The sequence below is a fragment of the Pseudomonas sp. PSE14 genome (assembly GCF_029203285.1).
In the GTDB taxonomy this organism is placed as follows: Bacteria; Pseudomonadota; Gammaproteobacteria; order Pseudomonadales; family Pseudomonadaceae; genus Pseudomonas.
The window spans coordinates 642,746-662,455 of sequence record NZ_CP115669.1; the positions used below are offsets into that span (position 1 = coordinate 642,746).

Below are 19,710 nucleotides of genomic sequence, written 5' to 3' on the forward strand. Positions count from 1 at the left end.
TGGTCGGCCTGACTTTGTTCTAGGCCAGTAGCTCAATTGGCAGAGCGGCGGTCTCCAAAACCGCAGGTTGGGGGTTCGATTCCCTCCTGGCCTGCCAGATTCCTCAAGATCTGGCACTTCTTTAAACGGGATTCCTAGCAGATGAATGCGAAGGTAGAAGCCAAAGAGTCGCGTCTTGATCTCTTGAAGTGGCTTGTGGTTGCGGTGCTGGTTGTGGTGGCGGTGGTTGCCAACCAGTATTACTCGGCGCAACCGATCTTCTATCGCGTTCTCGGTATTCTCGTAATGGCTGCTGCTGCAGGTTTCACTGCGCTGCAGACCGTCAAGGGGCGTGCATTCTTTACTCTCGCTAAAGAAGCTCGCGCCGAGATTCGCAAGGTTGTATGGCCGTCTCGTCAAGAGACAACTCAGACCACGCTGATCGTAGTGGCAGTAGTGCTGGTAATGGCGCTGGTGCTTTGGGGGCTCGACTCCCTGCTGGGTTGGCTGGTTTCCATGATCGTAGGTTAAGGGTGTTCCGTGGCTAAGCGTTGGTACGTTGTGCATGCTTACTCGGGTTACGAGAAGCATGTCATGCGCTCGCTGATCGAGCGGGTCAAACTGGCCGGCATGGAAGACGGGTTTGGTGAGATTCTCGTCCCCACCGAAGAAGTCGTGGAGATGCGGAACGGCCAGAAGCGCAAGAGTGAGCGCAAGTTCTTCCCCGGCTATGTCCTGGTGCAGATGGAAATGAACGAGGGTACTTGGCACCTGGTCAAGGATACTCCTCGCGTCATGGGCTTCATTGGTGGTACTGCCGACAAGCCGGCTCCGATCACCGATAAGGAAGCTGACGCCATCCTGCGTCGCGTTGCTGATAGCGGTGACAAGCCGAAGCCGAAGACCCTGTTCGAGCCGGGCGAGACCGTTCGTGTGATCGATGGTCCGTTCGCTGATTTCAACGGCGTCGTCGAAGAGGTTAACTACGAAAAGAGCCGCATCCAGGTCGCTGTGCTCATTTTCGGTCGCTCTACCCCGGTAGAGCTGGAGTTCAGCCAGGTAGAGAAAGTTTAACTGGCACAATGAATCCCACACCCCGCAGCCATAGGCTGCGGGGTTTTGTCGTCATTGGGATAAACGCGAAAGCAACCGGGGAGCCCGTCAGGGCGCTTGACCCGAATTTGGAGTAGCAAATGGCTAAGAAAATCCAGGCTTACATCAAGCTGCAAGTAAAGGCCGGCCAGGCCAACCCGTCGCCGCCCGTCGGCCCGGCTCTGGGTCAGCACGGCGTGAACATCATGGAATTCTGCAAGGCGTTCAACGCCAAGACCCAGGGCATGGAACCTGGTCTGCCGACTCCTGTGATCATCACCGTTTACAGCGACCGCAGCTTCACCTTTGAAACCAAGAGCACCCCGGCATCCGTTCTGCTGAAAAAAGCAGCCGGCATCTCCAGCGGCTCCGCTCGTCCGAACTCCCAGAAAGTGGGCACTGTTACCCGTGCTCAGCTGGAAGAGATCGCCAAGGCCAAGCAGGCTGACCTGACCGCTGCTGACCTGGACGCTGCCGTACGTACCATCGCTGGCTCCGCGCGCAGCATGGGCCTGAACGTGGAGGGTGTGTAATGGCTAAGCTGACCAAGCGTCAAAAGGCTATCGCCGAGAAGGTTGAAGCTGGCAAGCAATACGGCTTCGAAGATGCCGCCAAACTGCTGGCCGAACTGTCGACCATCAAGTTCAAGGAATCCGTAGACATCGCCATCAATCTGGGCGTTGATCCGCGTAAATCCGACCAGGTCGTACGTGGCGCCACCGTTCTGCCGAACGGTACCGGCAAATCCGTACGCGTTGCCGTCTTCACCCAGGGTCCGGGCGCTGAAGCTGCTCTGGCTGCCGGTGCTGACAAGGTCGGTATGGACGAACTGGCTGCCGAAATGAAGGCCGGTGACCTGAACTACGACGTCGTCATCGCTTCCCCGGACGCCATGCGCGTTGTTGGCCAGCTGGGTCAGGTCCTCGGCCCGCGCGGTCTGATGCCGAACCCGAAAGTCGGCACCGTGACTCCGGACGTCGCCACCGCCGTCAAGAACGCCAAGGCCGGTCAGGTACGTTTCCGTACCGACAAGAACGGCATCATCCACGCTTCTGTTGGCAAGATCGACTTCGAGCCGGCCAAGCTGAAGCAGAACGTGGAAGCGCTGCTGAGCGATCTGAAGCGTCTGAAGCCGTCCTCCTCGAAGGGCGTGTACGTTCAGCGCGTAACCCTGAGCACCACCATGGGCCCGGGTCTGCAGATCGATCAGGCTTCGCTGGAAGGCTGATGAACTAAGTCGAACAGTGGGTTCGCCCACTGTTCGCAGGTATTGGGGTCCCTGCCTGGCGGGGGCTGTCCAAGACCGTAGGCGGCGCAAGCCTTAAACCTCAAGCCTACGCAGATGGTGCTCCCGATTCGTTAACCGAATCAGACACCAAAACGCCGTCCGGCTCCGGCTGGACGAATCGGTAACATCCAGGAGTAAACCCGTGGCAATTAAACTCGAAGACAAGAAGGCCATCGTCGCTGAAGTCAACGAGGCTGCCAAAGCCGGTCTGTCCGCTGTCGTGGTTGATGCACGCGGCGTGACTGTCGGCGCAATGACCGGACTCCGTAAAGAGGCCCGCGCAGCTGGTGTGTACGTGAAAGTCGTACGTAACACCCTGCTCAAGCGCGCCGTTGAAGGCACTCAGTTTGAAGTGCTCAACGACGTGTTCAAGGGCCCGACCCTGATTGCTTTCTCCAACGAACATCCGGGCGCTGCCGCTCGTATCTTCAAGGAGTTTGCCAAGGGTCAGGACAAGTTCGAGATCAAGGCGGCCGCGTTCGAGGGTCAGTTCCTCGCAGCCAATCAGATCGACGTGCTGGCGACCCTGCCGACCTACAACGAAGCTGTTGCACAGCTGATGAGCGTCATTCAGGGCGCTACCAGCAAGCTGGCTCGTACTCTGGCGGCAATTCGCGATCAGAAAGAAGCTACCGCAGCCTAAGGCTCGGCAACTCCTTTCAACCTTTTTTGTTTAATTCGATGGCCTTAGGCCGTCACCCAATACAGGAATTAGAGTCATGGCTCTGACCAACGAAGACATCATCAACGCCGTATCCGAAATGTCCGTCATGCAGATCGTTGAACTGATCAAGGCGATGGAAGAGAAGTTCGGCGTTACCGCTGCTGCTGCTGTTGCTGCTGGCCCGGCTGCTGGCCCGGCTGCTGCTGCTGAAGAGCAGACCGAGTTCACCATCGTCCTGGCCGAAGCTGGCGACAAGAAAGTGAACGTGATCAAGGTCGTTCGTGAACTGACCGGCCTGGGCCTGAAAGAAGCCAAGGCTGTCGTTGACGGCGCCCCGGGCGTGGTCAAGGAAGGCGCTTCGAAAGAAGAAGCCGAAGCTGCCAAGAAAGCCCTGGAAGAAGCAGGCGCCAAGGTCGAGCTCAAGTAAGTTCGGACCTTGCGTCTACAGCCCGAGCGTTAAGCGACAGGCTGATGGCTGGTGGCAATTGCCACCGGCCTTTTTCCGTTATGGGTGGGGTGCCGTGGGTGCCCCTCCATAACGCGAAAATCCCGCCCGAGTGGCGGCGCAAACCTAGGGTTTGCACGATTTTTGGGCTGCTCCCTGCGAGGGAGAGGCCAAACAAGCAGGTGACCAAGCTGGGGAACGCTGATGGCTTACTCATACACTGAGAAAAAACGTATCCGCAAGGACTTTAGCAAGTTGCCGGACGTCATGGATGTGCCGTATTTGCTGGCCATCCAGCTGGATTCCTATCGCGAATTCCTGCAGGCCGGCGCGAGCAAGGACCAGGTTCGAGACATCGGCCTGCATGCGGCCTTCAAGTCCGTTTTCCCGATTATCAGCTATTCCGGCAATGCTGCCCTGGAATACGTCGGCTACCGTCTGGGTGAGCCGGCATTCGACGTCAAGGAATGCGTGCTGCGCGGTGTGACCTTCGCCGTCCCGCTGCGTGTGAAAGTGCGCCTGATCATTTTCGACAAAGAATCGTCGAACAAAGCGATCAAGGACATCAAGGAACAGGAAGTCTACATGGGGGAAATCCCCCTGATGACCGAGAACGGTACCTTCATCATCAACGGTACCGAGCGCGTCATCGTTTCCCAGCTGCACCGTTCCCCGGGTGTGTTCTTCGACCACGACCGTGGCAAGACCCACAGCTCCGGCAAGCTGCTGTACTCCGCTCGCATCATCCCCTACCGCGGCTCCTGGCTGGACTTCGAGTTCGATCCGAAGGACTGCGTGTTCGTCCGTATCGACCGTCGCCGCAAGCTGCCGGCGTCCGTCCTGCTGCGCGCGCTGAACTACAGCACCGAGGAAATCCTCAACGCGTTCTATGACACCAACGTCTTCCAGATCAAGGGCGAGACCCTGAACCTGGAGCTGGTGCCGTCGCGTCTGCGTGGCGAGATCGCCAGCTTCGACATCAAGGATGCCAGCGGCAAGGTCATCGTCGAAGCGGGTCGTCGTATCACTGCGCGCCACATCAACCAGCTCGAGAAGGCTGGTATCACCCAGCTGGAAGTGCCGTTCGACTACCTGATTGGCCGTACCGTGGCCAAGGCCGTCGTGCACCCGGCTACCGGCGAGATCATCGCCGAGTGCAACACCGAGCTGACCGTCGACGCCCTGGCCAAGATCGCCAAGGCCCAGGTCGTGCGTCTGGAAACCCTGTACACCAACGACATCGACTGCGGTCCGTTCATCTCCGACACGCTGAAGATCGACTCCACCAGCAACCAACTGGAAGCGCTGGTCGAGATCTATCGCATGATGCGTCCTGGTGAGCCGCCGACCAAGGAAGCTGCCGAGACCCTGTTCGGCAACCTGTTCTTCAGCGCCGAGCGTTACGACCTGTCGGCCGTTGGCCGCATGAAGTTCAACCGTCGTATCGGTCGCACCGAGATCGAAGGCCCGGGCGTACTGAGCAAGGAAGACATCGTCGAGGTCCTCAAGACCTTGGTTGCCATCCGTAACGGTAAAGGCATCGTCGACGACATCGACCACCTGGGTAACCGTCGTGTCCGTTGCGTCGGCGAAATGGCCGAGAACCAGTTCCGCGTTGGCCTGGTGCGTGTAGAGCGCGCGGTCAAGGAACGCCTGTCGATGGCCGAAAGCGAAGGCCTGATGCCGCAGGACCTGATCAACGCCAAGCCGGTGGCTGCTGCGATCAAGGAATTCTTCGGTTCCAGCCAGCTGTCGCAGTTCATGGACCAGAACAACCCGCTCTCCGAGATCACCCACAAGCGCCGCGTCTCCGCACTCGGCCCAGGTGGTCTGACCCGTGAGCGCGCAGGCTTCGAGGTTCGTGACGTACACCCGACCCATTACGGCCGCGTGTGCCCGATCGAAACCCCTGAAGGTCCGAACATCGGTCTGATCAACTCCCTGGCTACCTACGCCCGCACCAACAAGTACGGCTTCCTGGAAAGCCCGTACCGCGTGGTGAAGGAAGGTCTGGTCACCGACGACATCGTCTTCCTCTCCGCGATCGAAGAAGCTGACCACGTCATCGCTCAGGCGTCCGCGACCCTGAACGAAAAAGGCCAGCTGATCGACGAACTGGTAGCCGTGCGTCACCTGAACGAATTCACCGTGAAGGCGCCGGAAGACGTCACCCTCATGGATGTTTCGCCGAAGCAGGTTGTTTCCGTCGCTGCCTCGCTGATTCCGTTCCTCGAGCACGACGACGCCAACCGTGCACTCATGGGTTCGAACATGCAGCGTCAGGCTGTACCGACCCTGCGCGCTGACAAGCCGCTGGTAGGTACCGGCATGGAGCGCAACGTCGCCCGTGACTCCGGTGTCTGCGTGGTTGCTCGCCGGGGCGGCGTGATCGACTCCGTCGATGCCAGCCGTATCGTGGTGCGCGTGAACGACGACGAAGTCGAGACTGGCGAAGCCGGCGTCGACATCTACAACCTGACCAAGTACACCCGTTCCAACCAGAACACCTGCATCAACCAGCGTCCGCTGGTGCAGAAGGGTGACAAGGTTTCGCGCAGCGACATCCTGGCCGACGGTCCGTCCACCGACATGGGTGAACTGGCTCTGGGTCAGAACATGCGCGTAGCGTTCATGCCCTGGAACGGCTTCAACTTCGAAGACTCCATCTGCCTGTCCGAGCGCGTGGTCCAGGAAGATCGTTTCACCACGATCCACATTCAGGAACTGACCTGCGTTGCCCGTGACACCAAGCTCGGCCCAGAAGAAATCACCGCGGACATCCCGAACGTGGGTGAGGCTGCGCTGAACAAGCTGGACGAAGCCGGTATCGTCTACGTCGGCGCCGAAGTGCAGGCCGGCGACATCCTGGTCGGCAAGGTCACCCCGAAAGGCGAGACCCAGCTGACTCCGGAAGAGAAGCTGCTGCGCGCGATCTTCGGTGAGAAGGCGTCCGACGTGAAGGACACCTCCCTGCGCGTGCCGACCGGCACCAAGGGTACCGTCATCGACGTACAGGTCTTCACTCGTGATGGCGTAGAGCGCGACAGCCGCGCCCTGTCCATCGAGAAGATGCAGCTGGACGAGATCCGCAAGGATCTGAACGAAGAGTTCCGCATCGTCGAAGGCGCGACCTTCGAGCGTCTGCGTTCCGCTCTGGTCGGTGCCAAGGCCGACGGCGGTCCTGCCCTGAAGAAAGGCGCAGAGATCACCGACGAGTACCTGGACGGCCTCGAGCGCGGCCAGTGGTTCAAGCTGCGCATGGCGGAAGACGCTCTGAACGAGCAGCTGGAGAAGGCCCAGGCCTACATCAGCGACCGCCGTCAGATGCTGGACGACAAGTTCGAAGACAAGAAGCGCAAGCTGCAGCAGGGCGACGACCTGGCTCCGGGCGTACTGAAGATCGTCAAGGTCTACCTGGCCATCAAGCGCCGCATCCAGCCGGGCGACAAGATGGCGGGCCGCCACGGTAACAAGGGTGTGGTCTCGGTGATCATGCCGGTCGAAGACATGCCGCACGACGCCAACGGTACTCCGGTCGATATCGTCCTGAACCCGCTGGGCGTACCGTCGCGTATGAACGTCGGTCAGATCCTCGAAACCCACCTGGGCCTCGCGGCCAAGGGTCTGGGCGAGAAGATCAACCGCATGCTCGAAGAGCAGCGCAAGATCGCCGAACTGCGTGCCTTCCTGAACGAGATCTACAACGAGATCGGCGGCCGCCAGGAGAACCTGGACGAGCTGAACGATAACGAGATCATCGCTCTGGCCAACAACCTCAAGGGTGGCGTGCCCATGGCTACCCCGGTGTTCGACGGTGCCAAGGAACGCGAGATCAAGGCCATGCTGAAGCTGGCCGATCTGCCGGAGAGCGGCCAGATGCGTCTGTTCGATGGCCGCACCGGCAACCAGTTCGAGCGTACGACCACCGTTGGTTACATGTACATGCTCAAGCTGAACCACCTGGTCGATGACAAGATGCACGCACGTTCCACCGGCTCCTACAGCCTGGTTACCCAGCAGCCGTTGGGTGGTAAGGCGCAGTTCGGTGGCCAGCGTTTCGGGGAGATGGAGGTCTGGGCGCTGGAAGCCTACGGTGCCGCCTACACCCTGCAGGAAATGCTGACCGTGAAGTCGGACGACGTGAACGGCCGTACCAAGATGTACAAGAACATCGTGGACGGGGATCACCGCATGGAGGCCGGCATGCCCGAGTCCTTCAACGTGCTGATCAAAGAGATCCGCTCGCTCGGCATCGATATCGAACTGGAAACCGAATAACACGTGACGTCAGAACGGTGCGGCTGGTCAAGGCCAGTCGCACCGGGTCCGTGAGGAGGAAAGGCCTTGAAAGACTTGCTCAATCTGTTGAAAAACCAGGGTCAAATCGAGGAGTTCGATGCCATCCGTATTGGTCTGGCCTCGCCCGAGATGATTCGTTCCTGGTCCTTCGGCGAAGTTAAGAAGCCGGAGACCATCAACTACCGTACCTTCAAGCCGGAGCGCGATGGCCTGTTCTGCGCCAAGATCTTCGGCCCGGTGAAGGACTACGAGTGCCTGTGCGGTAAGTACAAGCGCCTCAAGCACCGCGGTGTGATCTGCGAGAAGTGCGGCGTGGAAGTCGCCCTGGCCAAGGTGCGCCGTGAGCGCATGGGCCACATCGAACTGGCCTCGCCGGTCGCCCACATCTGGTTCCTGAAGTCCCTGCCGTCCCGTATCGGCCTGCTGCTGGACATGACCCTGCGTGACATCGAGCGCGTGCTCTACTTCGAGAGCTACGTGGTGATCGATCCGGGCATGACCACCCTGGAGAAGGGCCAGCTGCTGAACGACGAGCAGTACTTCGAAGCCCTCGAAGAGTTCGGTGACGACTTCGACGCCCGCATGGGTGCGGAAGCCGTTCGCGAGCTGCTCAACGCTATCGATCTGGAGCACGAGATCGGCCGCCTGCGCGAAGAGATTCCGCAGACCAACTCGGAAACCAAGATCAAGAAGCTGTCCAAGCGCCTGAAGCTGATGGAAGCCTTCCAGGGCTCCGGCAACCATCCGGAGTGGATGGTGCTGACCGTCCTGCCGGTGCTGCCGCCGGACCTGCGTCCGCTGGTTCCGCTGGATGGCGGCCGCTTCGCGACTTCGGATCTGAACGATCTGTATCGTCGCGTGATCAACCGTAACAACCGTCTGAAGCGCCTGCTCGACCTGGCCGCTCCGGACATCATCGTGCGCAACGAAAAGCGCATGCTGCAGGAAGCCGTCGACGCCCTGCTGGACAACGGCCGTCGCGGCCGTGCCATCACCGGCTCGAACAAGCGCCCGCTGAAGTCCCTGGCTGACATGATCAAGGGTAAGCAGGGTCGCTTCCGTCAGAACCTGCTCGGTAAGCGCGTGGACTACTCCGGCCGTTCGGTAATTACCGTAGGTCCGACCCTGCGTCTGCACCAGTGCGGTCTGCCGAAGAAAATGGCCCTGGAGCTGTTCAAGCCCTTCATCTTCGGCAAGCTGGAAGGTCGTGGCATGGCCACCACCATCAAGGCCGCCAAGAAGATGGTCGAACGCGAGCTGCCGGAAGTGTGGGACGTTCTCGCTGAAGTCATTCGCGAACACCCCGTACTGCTGAACCGTGCGCCGACTCTGCACCGTCTGGGCATCCAGGCGTTCGAGCCGGTACTGATCGAAGGTAAAGCCATCCAGCTGCACCCGCTGGTCTGCGCCGCATACAACGCCGACTTCGACGGTGACCAGATGGCCGTGCACGTTCCGCTGACCCTCGAGGCTCAGCTGGAAGCGCGCGCGCTGATGATGTCCACCAACAACATTCTGTCGCCCGCCAACGGCGAGCCGATCATCGTTCCGTCGCAGGACGTGGTAATGGGTCTGTACTACATGACCCGTGAAGCGATCAACGCGAAGGGCGAGGGCATGGCTTTCGCAGACCTGCAGGAAGTTGACCGCGCGTACCGCAGCGGCCAGGTGTCCCTGCACGCCCGCGTGAAAGTGCGCATCAACGAGAAGATCAAGAACGAAGACGGCTCCCTGACCGCCAACACCCGCATCGTCGACTCCACCGTCGGCCGTGCGCTGCTGTTCCAGGTTGTCCCGGCCGGCCTGCCCTTCGACGTGGTCAACCAGTCGATGAAGAAGAAGGCGATCTCCAAGCTGATCAACCACTGCTACCGCGTGGTGGGTCTGAAGGACACCGTCATCTTCGCTGACCAGCTGATGTACACCGGCTTCGCCTACTCGACCATCTCCGGTGTGTCGATCGGCGTGAACGACTTCGTCATCCCGGACGAAAAGGCCCGCATCATCGATGCCGCCACCGAGGAAGTGAAGGAGATCGAGAGCCAGTACGCCTCCGGCCTGGTAACCCAGGGCGAGAAGTACAACAAGGTGATCGACCTCTGGTCCAAGGCCAACGACGAAGTGTCCAAGGCGATGATGGCCAACCTCTCGAAAGAGAAGGTGACCGATCGCGAAGGCAAGCAGGTCGATCAGGAGTCCTTCAACTCCATGTACATGATGGCGGACTCCGGTGCGCGGGGTTCCGCGGCCCAGATCCGTCAGCTGGCCGGTATGCGTGGCCTGATGGCCAAGCCGGACGGCTCCATCATCGAGACCCCGATCACCGCGAACTTCCGTGAAGGCCTGAACGTACTCCAGTACTTCATCTCCACTCACGGTGCTCGTAAAGGTCTGGCGGATACCGCACTGAAGACTGCGAACTCCGGTTACCTGACCCGTCGTCTCGTCGACGTGGCCCAGGACCTGGTCGTGACCGAGATCGATTGCGGCACCGAGCATGGCCTGGTCATGTCTCCGCACATCGAAGGCGGCGACGTGGTTGAGCCGCTGGGTGAGCGTGTACTCGGCCGTGTGATTGCACGCGACGTGTTCAAGCCGGGCAGCGACGACGTCATCGTCGAAGCTGGCACCCTGATCGACGAGAAGTGGGTCGATTTCCTCGAGCAGATGAGCGTCGACGAAGTCGTTGTGCGCTCGCCGATCACCTGCGAAACCCGTCACGGCATCTGCGCCATGTGCTACGGCCGCGATCTGGCCCGTGGTCACCGCGTGAACATCGGTGAAGCTGTCGGCGTTATCGCCGCCCAGTCGATCGGTGAGCCGGGTACCCAGCTGACCATGCGTACCTTCCACATTGGTGGTGCGGCCAGCCGTACTTCCGCCGTGGACAACGTACAGGTCAAGAACGGCGGCACCATTCGCCTGCACAACCTGAAGCACGTAGAGCGTGCCGACGGCGCCCTGGTAGCGGTTTCCCGTTCCGGTGAGCTGGCGGTAGCCGACGACTTCGGTCGTGAGCGCGAGCGCTACAAGCTGCCGTACGGTGCGGTGATTTCCGTGAAGGAAGGTGACAAGGTCGATCCGGGCGCCATCGTCGCCAAGTGGGACCCGCACACCCACCCGATCGTCACCGAGATGGACGGCACCGTGGCCTTCGTGGGCATGGAAGAGGGCATCACCATCAAGCGCCAGACCGACGAACTGACCGGTCTGACCAACATTGAAGTGATGGATCCGAAGGATCGTCCGGCTGCCGGCAAGGACATCCGTCCGGCCGTGAAGCTGATCGACGCCGCAGGCAAGGATCTGCTGCTGCCGGGTACCGACGTACCGGCCCAGTACTTCCTGCCGGCAAACGCACTGGTCAACCTCAACGATGGCGCGAAGGTGCGTATCGGTGACGTTATCGCGCGTATCCCGCAGGAAACCTCGAAGACCCGTGACATCACCGGTGGTCTGCCGCGCGTTGCCGACCTGTTCGAAGCTCGTCGTCCGAAAGAGCCTTCGATCCTGGCGGAAATCAGCGGCACCATTTCCTTCGGCAAGGAAACCAAGGGCAAGCGCCGCCTGGTCATCACTCCCACCGACGGTAGCGATCCGTACGAGGAGCTGATTCCGAAGTGGCGTCACCTGAACGTGTTCGAAGGTGAACAGGTAAGCCGTGGTGAAGTGATCTCCGACGGCCCGAGCAACCCGCACGACATTCTGCGTCTGCTGGGTGTCAGCTCGCTGGCCAAGTACATCGTCAACGAGATCCAGGACGTTTACCGTCTGCAGGGCGTGAAGATCAACGACAAGCACATCGAGACCATCCTGCGTCAGATGCTGCGCAAGGTCGAAGTGGCCGAGTCGGGCGATTCGTCCTTCATCAAGGGCGACCAGGTCGAGCTGGTACACGTGCTGGAAGAGAACGAAGTACTGGGTACCCAGGACAAGTTCCCGGCCAAGTACGAGCGCGTCCTGCTGGGTATCACCAAGGCCTCGCTGTCCACCGAGTCGTTCATCTCGGCGGCATCCTTCCAGGAGACCACCCGCGTTCTCACCGAAGCGGCGGTCACCGGCAAGCGCGACTTCCTGCGCGGCCTGAAGGAAAACGTGGTCGTGGGTCGTCTGATCCCGGCAGGTACCGGCCTTGCTTACCACAGCGAGCGCAAGCGTCAGCGCGATCTCGGCAAACCGCAGCGCGTCAGCGCGAGCGAAGCCGAAGCTGCACTGGCCGAAGCGCTCAACCTGAGCGGTAACTAAGCCTCAAACGAAGCCCCGGTTGTCTTGACAACCGGGGCTTCGTCTTGACGGTGTACAGGAAGCTCTTTAGTATCTTGTACCCCGAAAATTGGCAGGGCTCACGCTCTGCCCATTTTCGTTTTTAAGTGTCGTAAGACAATCAGTGGAGCTATAGATGGCAACTATCAACCAGCTGGTGCGCAAACCGCGCAAGCGCCTGGTAGACAAGAGCGGCGTTCCTGCCCTGCAGAACTGCCCTCAGCGTCGCGGCGTATGCACCCGCGTATACACCACCACCCCGAAGAAGCCGAACTCCGCACTGCGTAAAGTGTGCCGTGTTCGTCTGACCAACGGTTTCGAGGTTTCCTCGTACATCGGTGGTGAAGGTCACAACCTGCAAGAGCACAGCGTAGTGCTGATCCGTGGCGGTCGTGTAAAGGACCTCCCGGGTGTGCGTTACCACACCGTGCGCGGTTCGCTGGATACCTCCGGCGTTAAAGACCGTAAGCAGGGTCGTTCCAAGTACGGCGCCAAGCGTCCGAAGTAATTTTGTTTTCCTATTTGCTGAGTCGATAAGAGTAAGGTCGGGCCTGGTCCCGAGCTAACCTGAAGACCGTTTGAGGGCTTATCAATGCCAAGACGTCGTGTAGCGGCCAAACGTGAGATCCTGGCCGATCCGAAATACGGAAGCCAGATTCTGGCCAAGTTCATGAACCACGTGATGGAAAGCGGCAAGAAAGCCGTTGCCGAGCGTATCGTTTACGGTGCTCTGGACAAGGTCAAAGAGCGCAGTAAAGGTGACCCCCTGGAACTCTTCGAAAAAGCACTCGACGCCATCGCTCCGCTGGTCGAAGTGAAGTCCCGCCGTGTTGGCGGTGCTACCTACCAGGTTCCGGTCGAAGTACGTCCGTCCCGTCGTAATGCACTGGCCATGCGTTGGCTGGTGGACTTCGCCCGCAAGCGTGGCGAGAAGTCCATGGCCCTGCGCCTGGCTGGCGAGCTGCTGGATGCCGCTGAAGGCAAAGGCGCTGCCGTCAAGAAGCGTGAAGACGTGCACCGTATGGCTGAAGCCAACAAAGCGTTCTCGCACTACCGCTTCTAATTACGGCATCAATACTTCTGCGAGGGCTTTATGGCTCGTAATACAGCAATCAACCGCTACCGGAACATTGGTATCTGCGCCCACGTTGACGCGGGCAAGACCACCACTACCGAGCGGATCCTGTTCTACACAGGTCTCAGCCACAAGATGGGTGAGGTACACGACGGCGCTGCTACCACCGACTGGATGGTGCAGGAGCAGGAGCGTGGTATCACCATTACTTCCGCTGCGATCACTACCTTCTGGGAAGGTTCGCGCGGCCAGTACGACAAGTACCGCGTAAACGTCATCGACACCCCCGGCCACGTAGACTTCACCATTGAAGTTGAGCGCTCCCTGCGCGTACTGGACGGCGCCGTCGTTGTGTTCTGCGGCACCTCCGGCGTTGAGCCGCAGTCCGAAACCGTATGGCGTCAGGCCAACAAGTACGGTGTTCCGCGTATCGTTTACGTGAACAAGATGGACCGCGCTGGCGCCAACTTCCTGCGCGTCGTCGGTCAGATCAAGAACCGTCTGGGCCACACCCCGGTTCCGGTTCAGCTGGCCATTGGTGCAGAAGATGACTTCCAGGGTCAGATCGACCTGATGAAGATGAAGGCCATCTACTGGAACGAAGACGACAAGGGCACCTCTTACCGTGAGGAAGAGATCCCTGCCGAGCTGGTCGATCTGGCCAACGAGTGGCGCAACAACATGGTCGAGGCTGCTGCCGAAGCCAACGAAGAGCTGATGAACAAGTACCTGGAAGAGGGCGAGCTGTCGATCGAAGACATCAAGGCCGGCCTGCGTCAGCGTACTATCGCCTGCGAAATCGTTCCGGCTGTCTGCGGCTCCTCCTTCAAGAACAAGGGCGTGCCCCTGGTTCTCGACGCCGTTATCGACTTCCTGCCTGCTCCGACCGAGATTCCGGCGATTCAGGGCGTCCACCCGGACAGCACTGATGACAACGAAATCCACGACGAGCGTCCGGCTGACGACAACGCTCCGTTCTCCGCTCTGGCGTTCAAGATCGCTACCGACCCGTTCGTAGGTACTCTGACCTTCGTTCGCGTCTACTCGGGCGTTCTGGAGTCCGGCCAGTCGGTCGTCAACTCCGTCAAGGGCAAGAAAGAGCGCGTTGGTCGTATGGTGCAGATGCACGCCAACCAGCGTGACGAGATCAAAGAAGTACGCGCTGGCGACATCGCGGCTCTGATCGGTATGAAGGACGTCACCACCGGTGACACCCTGTGCGACATCGAGAAGCCGATCATCCTCGAGCGTATGGACTTCCCGGAGCCGGTAATCTCGGTAGCTGTAGAGCCGAAGACCAAGGCTGACCAGGAGAAGATGGGTATCGCCCTTGGCAAGCTGGCCCAGGAAGACCCGTCGTTCCGCGTCAAGACCGACGAAGAAACCGGCCAGACCATCATCTCCGGTATGGGTGAGCTGCACCTGGACATCCTCGTCGACCGTATGAAGCGCGAGTTCGGCGTCGAGGCCAACATCGGCAAGCCGCAGGTTTCCTACCGTGAAACCATCTCCAAGGACAACGTAGAGATCGAAGGCAAGTTCGTTCGCCAGTCCGGCGGTCGCGGCCAGTTCGGTCACTGCTGGATCCGCTTCTCGACTCCGGATGTGGACGAGAAGGGCAACATCACCGAAGGTCTGGTATTCACCAACGAAGTCGTGGGCGGTGTGGTTCCGAAGGAATACATCCCGGCGATCCAGAAGGGTATCGAAGAGCAGATGAAGAACGGCGTTGTTGCCGGCTATCCGCTCATCGGCCTGAAGGCTACCGTGTTCGATGGTTCCTACCACGACGTCGACTCCAACGAGATGGCGTTCAAGATCGCTGCTTCCATGGCGACCAAGCAACTGGCCCAGAAGGGTGGTGGTAAGGTGCTTGAGCCGATCATGAAGGTAGAGGTGGTGACTCCTGAGGACTACATGGGCGATGTGATGGGTGACCTGAACCGTCGTCGTGGTCTGATTCAGGGGATGGAAGACTCGGTCTCCGGTAAGGTGATTCGTGCCGAGGTTCCGCTGGGCGAAATGTTCGGTTACGCAACCGACGTGCGTTCCATGTCCCAGGGTCGCGCAAGCTACTCTATGGAATTCTCCAAGTACGCCGAGGCTCCGTCGAACATCGTCGAAGCTCTCGTTAAAAAACAAGCTTGATTCAGCCCTTTAAGTACGAGGTTTACTGTCGTGGCTAAGGAAAAATTCGAACGTAACAAACCGCACGTCAACGTTGGCACCATCGGTCACGTTGACCACGGTAAAACCACTCTGACCGCTGCTCTGACCAAGGTCTGCTCCGAGACCTGGGGCGGCTCCGCTCGCGCTTTCGACCAGATCGACAACGCGCCGGAAGAGAAGGCTCGTGGTATCACCATCAACACCTCTCACGTTGAATACGACTCGCCCGTTCGCCACTACGCGCACGTAGACTGCCCGGGCCACGCCGACTACGTGAAGAACATGATCACCGGTGCTGCCCAGATGGACGGCGCGATCCTGGTTTGCTCGGCTGCTGACGGCCCCATGCCGCAGACCCGCGAGCACATCCTGCTGTCCCGTCAGGTAGGCGTTCCTTACATTGTCGTGTTCCTGAACAAGGCTGACATGGTTGACGACGCCGAGCTGCTGGAACTGGTCGAGATGGAAGTTCGCGACCTGCTGAACACCTACGACTTCCCGGGTGATGACACCCCGATCGTCGTGGGTTCCGCTCTGATGGCTCTGAACGGCCAGGACGACAACGAGATGGGCGTTTCCGCCGTGCGCAAGCTGGTAGAGACCCTGGACTCCTACATCCCCGAGCCGGTTCGTGCAATCGACCAGCCGTTCCTGATGCCGATCGAAGACGTGTTCTCGATCTCCGGTCGTGGCACCGTGGTAACTGGCCGTGTTGAGCGTGGCATCGTCAAGGTTCAGGAAGAAGTGGAAATCGTCGGCATCAAGGCGACCACCAAGACCACCTGCACCGGCGTTGAAATGTTCCGCAAGCTGCTCGACGAAGGTCGTGCTGGTGAGAACGTCGGCGTCCTGCTGCGCGGCACCAAGCGTGAAGACGTAGAGCGTGGTCAGGTTCTGGCCAAGCCGGGCACCATCAAGCCGCACACCAAGTTCGAGTGCGAAGTGTACGTGCTGTCCAAGGAAGAAGGCGGTCGTCACACCCCGTTCTTCAAGGGCTACCGTCCGCAGTTCTACTTCCGTACCACCGACGTAACCGGCAACTGCGAACTGCCGGAAGGCGTTGAGATGGTAATGCCGGGCGACAACGTGAAAATGGTTGTCACCCTGATCGCTCCGATCGCCATGGAAGATGGCCTGCGCTTCGCGATCCGCGAAGGCGGCCGTACCGTTGGCGCCGGCGTGGTTGCCAAGATCATCGAGTAATCGCTGATCCGCTCCAGAAAAAGGGACCCCTCGGGGTCCCTTTTTCGTTGAGTTGGTTAAATATTGACACCCCCAAGGTGCATCCGTACAATTGCGCCTCCTTTTAACGGGCGGAGTCCGTCCGTTGGGAATGGCAACTTGGAGTCTGAGGTCAAATGCAAAATCAACAAATCCGTATTCGGTTGAAGGCTTTTGACCATCGCCTGATCGACCAATCTACCCAGGAAATCGTGGAAACCGCGAAACGTACTGGCGCTCAGGTGCGTGGTCCGATTCCTCTGCCGACCCGCAAGGAACGTTACACCGTGCTGATTTCCCCGCACGTCAACAAGGACGCTCGTGACCAGTACGAAATTCGTACCCACAAGCGTGTTCTCGACATCGTTCAGCCGACCGACAAAACCGTCGACGCGCTGATGAAGCTCGACCTTGCTGCTGGCGTCGAAGTACAGATCAGCCTCGGCTAATGCCTTCGGCATTGGTCGTGTAACGCTCTGAAATGGGCGGCCATAGCGGGTGAAAGCCCCGTACACTAAAGAGGTTCTAAAGATGACAATTGGTGTTGTCGGTCGTAAGTGCGGCATGACCCGCATTTTCACCGAAGATGGTGTCTCCATTCCGGTCACGGTCATTGAGGTCGAGCCGAATCGCGTCACCCAGTTCAAGAACGAAGAGAGCGATGGCTACCGTGCGGTCCAGGTGACTGTCGGTGAGCGTCGTGCTTCCCGTGTGACCAAGGCGCAAGCCGGTCACTTCGCCAAGGCGAATGTCGCCGCCGGTCGCGGCGTGTGGGAATTCCGTCTGGACGAGGAAGCCTACAACGCCGGTGATGCAATCACCGTCGAGCTGTTCCAGGCTGGCCAGCTGGTAGACGTTACCGGCGAGTCCAAGGGTAAAGGCTTTGCCGGTACCATCAAGCGCTGGAACTTCCGTGGTCAAGATAACACCCACGGTAACTCCGTTTCCCACCGCGTCCCGGGTTCTATCGGCCAGTGCCAGACTCCTGGTCGAGTGTTCAAGGGCAAGAAAATGTCCGGCCACCTGGGTGCTGAGCGTGTAACCGTTCAATCCCTGGAAGTCGTACGTGTCGATGCAGAGCGCAATCTGCTGCTGGTCAAAGGTGCCGTTCCCGGCGCTACCGGTGGTGATGTGCTGGTGCGTCCGGCAGCCAAGGCTCGCGGTTAAGAGAGGAAGCTGAGATGCAACTGAATGTAAATGGCGCTCAGGCGATCGAAGTTTCCGAGCGTACCTTTGGCAGCGAATTCAACGAGACTCTGGTTCACCAGGCTGTCGTCGCCTACATGGCTGGCGGTCGTCAGGGCACCAAGGCTCAGAAGACTCGTTCCGAAGTCTCCGGCGGTGGCAAGAAGCCGTGGCGTCAGAAGGGCACCGGTCGTGCTCGTGCTGGCACCATTCGCAGCCCCATCTGGCGTGGCGGCGGCGCGACCTTCGCAGCCAAGCCCCAGGATCACTCCCAGAAGCTCAACAAGAAGATGTACCGCGCTGCTCTGCGCTCCATCCTCTCTGAGCTGGTTCGTCTGGATCGTCTGGTTGTCGTTGCCGACTTCGCTGTCGATGCGCCGAAGACCAAGGGTCTGGTCAGCAAGCTGGAAGGCCTGGGCCTGAAAGATGTACTGATCGTCACCGAAGGCGTCGATGAGAACCTGTACCTGGCAGCTCGCAACCTGGCCCACGTCGATGTACGTGACGTCCAGGCTTCCGATCCGGTCAGCCTCATTGCCTACGACAAGGTGCTGGTCACCGTGTCTGCCGTGAAGAAGTTCGAGGAGCTGCTGGCATGAACCAGGAACGCGTATTCAAGGTGCTGCTGGGCCCGCATATCTCCGAGAAGGCCACTGGCCTGGCGGACGGCAACAGCCAATTCGTTTTCAAGGTTGCCACTGATGCAACCAAGCTGGAAATCAAGAAGGCCGTAGAAAGCCTGTTCGGCGTGAAAGTACGTCGCGTCACCACCCTGAACGTTCAGGGCAAGACCAAGCGTACCGTTCGCGGCCTGGGCAAGCGTAACGACTGGAAAAAAGCGTACATCGCTCTCCAGCCGGGCCAGGATCTCGATTTCGCAGCTGGCGCTGAGTAAAGGGGTGCATCATGGCAATCGTTAAATGCAAACCGACTTCCGCTGGTCGTCGTTTCGTCGTCAAGGTAGTGAACCAGGACCTGCACAAAGGTGCTCCGTTCGCTCCCCTGCTCGAGAAGAAGTCCAAGTCGGGCGGCCGTAACAACAACGGTCGTATCACCACCCGTCATATCGGTGGTGGCCACAAGCAGCACTATCGTCTGGTCGACTTCCGCCGCAACAAGGATGGCATCCCTGCCATCGTTGAGCGCGTTGAATACGATCCGAACCGTACTGCTCACATCGCTCTGCTGAAATACGCGGACGGCGAGCGTCGCTACATCATCGCTCCGAAAGGCGTGGTGGCTGGTGATCAACTGATCTCCGGTATCGGCGCTCCGATCAAGGCCGGCAACAACATGCCGCTGCGCAACATCCCGGTGGGTAGCACCATCCACGGTATCGAACTGAAGCCTGGTAAAGGCGCTCAGATCGCTCGCTCCGCTGGCGCTTCGGCTCAGCTGGTTGCCCGTGAAGGTGCATACGTAACCGTACGTCTGCGTTCCGGCGAAATGCGCAAAGTCCTGGCTGACTGCCGTGCGACCCTGGGTGAAGTCTCGAACTCCGAGCACAGCCTGCGTTCGCTGGGTAAAGCTGGTGCCAAGCGCTGGCGTGGCGTTCGCCCGACCGTTCGTGGTGTTGCCATGAACCCGGTCGACCACCCGCATGGTGGTGGTGAAGGTCGTACCTCTGCTGGTCGTCATCCGGTATCGCCGTGGGGTCTTCAGACCAAGGGTAAGAAGACTCGCGCGAACAAGCGTACCGACAACATGATCGTCCGTCGCCGCAAGTAAATAGAGGGATACGACAGTGCCACGTTCTCTGAAAAAAGGTCCTTTTATCGATCTTCACCTGCTGAAGAAGATCGAAGTGGCGGTGGAAAAGAACGACCGCAAGCCGATCAAGACCTGGTCGCGCCGTTCGATGATCCTGCCGCACATGGTTGGTCTGACCATCGCTGTCCACAACGGCCGTCAACACGTGCCGGTCCTGGTCAACGAAGACATGGTCGGTCACAAACTCGGCGAGTTCGCTGCTACCCGCACTTATCGTGGGCACGCTGCGGACAAGAAAGCCAAGCGTTAAGGGGTAAGGA

At 59.5% G+C, this 19,710-nt stretch carries 18 protein-coding genes and 1 tRNA gene; all 19 read left to right on the forward strand.

All coding sequences use genetic code 11. The features are described 5' to 3' along the window. Positions 1-21 precede the first annotated feature (21 nt). The 19 genes from O6P39_RS02980 (at position 22) to rpsS (ending at position 19,700) form a co-directional block, all read left to right on the forward strand. Positions 22-97: transfer RNA gene (locus O6P39_RS02980), tRNA-Trp, on the forward strand. Positions 98-141: 44 nt separating this feature from the next. Beyond that, on the forward strand, positions 142-510 hold the full coding sequence (gene secE / locus O6P39_RS02985; RefSeq protein ID WP_275609977.1) for a preprotein translocase subunit SecE: 369 nt from the start codon (positions 142-144) through the stop codon (positions 508-510). A gap of 9 nt (positions 511-519) precedes the next feature. Further along, positions 520-1,053, forward strand: a complete 534-nt coding sequence (gene nusG, locus O6P39_RS02990; protein WP_015475310.1) for a transcription termination/antitermination protein NusG — start codon at positions 520-522, stop codon at positions 1,051-1,053. 119 nt (positions 1,054-1,172) lie between these two features. After that, positions 1,173-1,604 (forward strand): 50S ribosomal protein L11, encoded by a 432-nt coding sequence (rplK, locus tag O6P39_RS02995; RefSeq protein ID WP_275609978.1) that lies wholly within the window; start codon positions 1,173-1,175, stop codon positions 1,602-1,604. After that, entirely contained in the window at positions 1,604-2,299 is a 696-nt protein-coding gene (gene rplA / locus O6P39_RS03000) for a 50S ribosomal protein L1 (protein ID WP_275609979.1), read from the forward strand. The genes rplK and rplA overlap by 1 nt, the downstream gene beginning before the upstream one ends. A gap of 202 nt (positions 2,300-2,501) precedes the next feature. Next, positions 2,502-3,002, forward strand: coding sequence for a 50S ribosomal protein L10 (gene rplJ / locus O6P39_RS03005; RefSeq protein WP_015475313.1), 501 nt, complete (start codon positions 2,502-2,504; stop codon positions 3,000-3,002). A gap of 76 nt (positions 3,003-3,078) precedes the next feature. Beyond that, complete coding sequence (gene rplL, locus O6P39_RS03010) at positions 3,079-3,450, forward strand: 50S ribosomal protein L7/L12 (RefSeq protein ID WP_275609980.1); 372 nt, start codon at positions 3,079-3,081, stop codon at positions 3,448-3,450. Positions 3,451-3,672: 222 nt separating this feature from the next. Next, positions 3,673-7,746 carry a DNA-directed RNA polymerase subunit beta gene (gene rpoB, locus O6P39_RS03015; RefSeq protein ID WP_275609981.1) on the forward strand — a complete coding sequence of 1,358 codons (4,074 nt, stop codon included), beginning with the start codon at positions 3,673-3,675 and terminating at the stop codon, positions 7,744-7,746. Positions 7,747-7,812: 66 nt separating this feature from the next. Further along, positions 7,813-12,012, forward strand: a complete 4,200-nt coding sequence (gene rpoC / locus O6P39_RS03020; RefSeq protein ID WP_275609982.1) for a DNA-directed RNA polymerase subunit beta' — start codon at positions 7,813-7,815, stop codon at positions 12,010-12,012. 154 nt (positions 12,013-12,166) lie between these two features. Beyond that, complete coding sequence (gene rpsL, locus O6P39_RS03025) at positions 12,167-12,538, forward strand: 30S ribosomal protein S12 (RefSeq protein ID WP_015475317.1); 372 nt, start codon at positions 12,167-12,169, stop codon at positions 12,536-12,538. A gap of 84 nt (positions 12,539-12,622) precedes the next feature. Beyond that, positions 12,623-13,093, forward strand: a complete 471-nt coding sequence (rpsG, locus tag O6P39_RS03030; protein WP_275609983.1) for a 30S ribosomal protein S7 — start codon at positions 12,623-12,625, stop codon at positions 13,091-13,093. A gap of 30 nt (positions 13,094-13,123) precedes the next feature. Next, positions 13,124-15,253: an elongation factor G gene (fusA, locus tag O6P39_RS03035; protein ID WP_275609984.1), complete on the forward strand. Its 2,130-nt coding sequence runs from the start codon at positions 13,124-13,126 to the stop codon at positions 15,251-15,253. A gap of 30 nt (positions 15,254-15,283) precedes the next feature. After that, complete coding sequence (tuf, locus tag O6P39_RS03040) at positions 15,284-16,477, forward strand: elongation factor Tu (protein ID WP_152219891.1); 1,194 nt, start codon at positions 15,284-15,286, stop codon at positions 16,475-16,477. 155 nt (positions 16,478-16,632) lie between these two features. Further along, complete coding sequence (gene rpsJ, locus O6P39_RS03045) at positions 16,633-16,944, forward strand: 30S ribosomal protein S10 (protein ID WP_003243886.1); 312 nt, start codon at positions 16,633-16,635, stop codon at positions 16,942-16,944. Between the two features lie 82 nt (positions 16,945-17,026). Further along, complete coding sequence (gene rplC, locus O6P39_RS03050) at positions 17,027-17,662, forward strand: 50S ribosomal protein L3 (protein ID WP_275609985.1); 636 nt, start codon at positions 17,027-17,029, stop codon at positions 17,660-17,662. Between the two features lie 14 nt (positions 17,663-17,676). Beyond that, the gene (gene rplD, locus O6P39_RS03055) at positions 17,677-18,279 is read left to right on the forward strand and encodes a 50S ribosomal protein L4 (RefSeq protein ID WP_017521904.1); all 603 of its coding nucleotides are present in this window, start codon (positions 17,677-17,679) and stop codon (positions 18,277-18,279) included. Beyond that, the gene (gene rplW / locus O6P39_RS03060) at positions 18,276-18,575 is read left to right on the forward strand and encodes a 50S ribosomal protein L23 (protein ID WP_015475322.1); all 300 of its coding nucleotides are present in this window, start codon (positions 18,276-18,278) and stop codon (positions 18,573-18,575) included. The genes rplD and rplW overlap by 4 nt, the downstream gene beginning before the upstream one ends. Positions 18,576-18,586: 11 nt before the next feature. Further along, entirely contained in the window at positions 18,587-19,408 is an 822-nt protein-coding gene (rplB, locus tag O6P39_RS03065; protein ID WP_024767388.1) for a 50S ribosomal protein L2, read from the forward strand. Between the two features lie 16 nt (positions 19,409-19,424). Further along, positions 19,425-19,700: a 30S ribosomal protein S19 gene (gene rpsS / locus O6P39_RS03070; protein ID WP_015475324.1), complete on the forward strand. Its 276-nt coding sequence runs from the start codon at positions 19,425-19,427 to the stop codon at positions 19,698-19,700. Positions 19,701-19,710 lie beyond the last annotated feature (10 nt).

Excerpts from the sequence above, each read along its gene's own strand:
- secE (WP_275609977.1), top strand. The coding sequence starts at position 142 with ATGAATGCGAAGGTAGAAGCCAAAGAGTCGCGTCTTGATCTCTTGAAG.
- rplK (WP_275609978.1), top strand. The coding sequence starts at position 1,173 with ATGGCTAAGAAAATCCAGGCTTACATCAAGCTGCAAGTAAAGGCCGGC.
- rplA (WP_275609979.1), top strand. The coding sequence starts at position 1,604 with ATGGCTAAGCTGACCAAGCGTCAAAAGGCTATCGCCGAGAAGGTTGAA.
- rplL (WP_275609980.1), top strand. The coding sequence starts at position 3,079 with ATGGCTCTGACCAACGAAGACATCATCAACGCCGTATCCGAAATGTCC.
- rpoB (WP_275609981.1), top strand. The coding sequence starts at position 3,673 with ATGGCTTACTCATACACTGAGAAAAAACGTATCCGCAAGGACTTTAGC.
- rpsL (WP_015475317.1), top strand. The coding sequence starts at position 12,167 with ATGGCAACTATCAACCAGCTGGTGCGCAAACCGCGCAAGCGCCTGGTA.
- rpsG (WP_275609983.1), top strand. The coding sequence starts at position 12,623 with ATGCCAAGACGTCGTGTAGCGGCCAAACGTGAGATCCTGGCCGATCCG.
- fusA (WP_275609984.1), top strand. The coding sequence starts at position 13,124 with ATGGCTCGTAATACAGCAATCAACCGCTACCGGAACATTGGTATCTGC.
- rpsJ (WP_003243886.1), top strand. The coding sequence starts at position 16,633 with ATGCAAAATCAACAAATCCGTATTCGGTTGAAGGCTTTTGACCATCGC.
- rplC (WP_275609985.1), top strand. The coding sequence starts at position 17,027 with ATGACAATTGGTGTTGTCGGTCGTAAGTGCGGCATGACCCGCATTTTC.
- rplD (WP_017521904.1), top strand. The coding sequence starts at position 17,677 with ATGCAACTGAATGTAAATGGCGCTCAGGCGATCGAAGTTTCCGAGCGT.
- rplW (WP_015475322.1), top strand. The coding sequence starts at position 18,276 with ATGAACCAGGAACGCGTATTCAAGGTGCTGCTGGGCCCGCATATCTCC.
- rplB (WP_024767388.1), top strand. The coding sequence starts at position 18,587 with ATGGCAATCGTTAAATGCAAACCGACTTCCGCTGGTCGTCGTTTCGTC.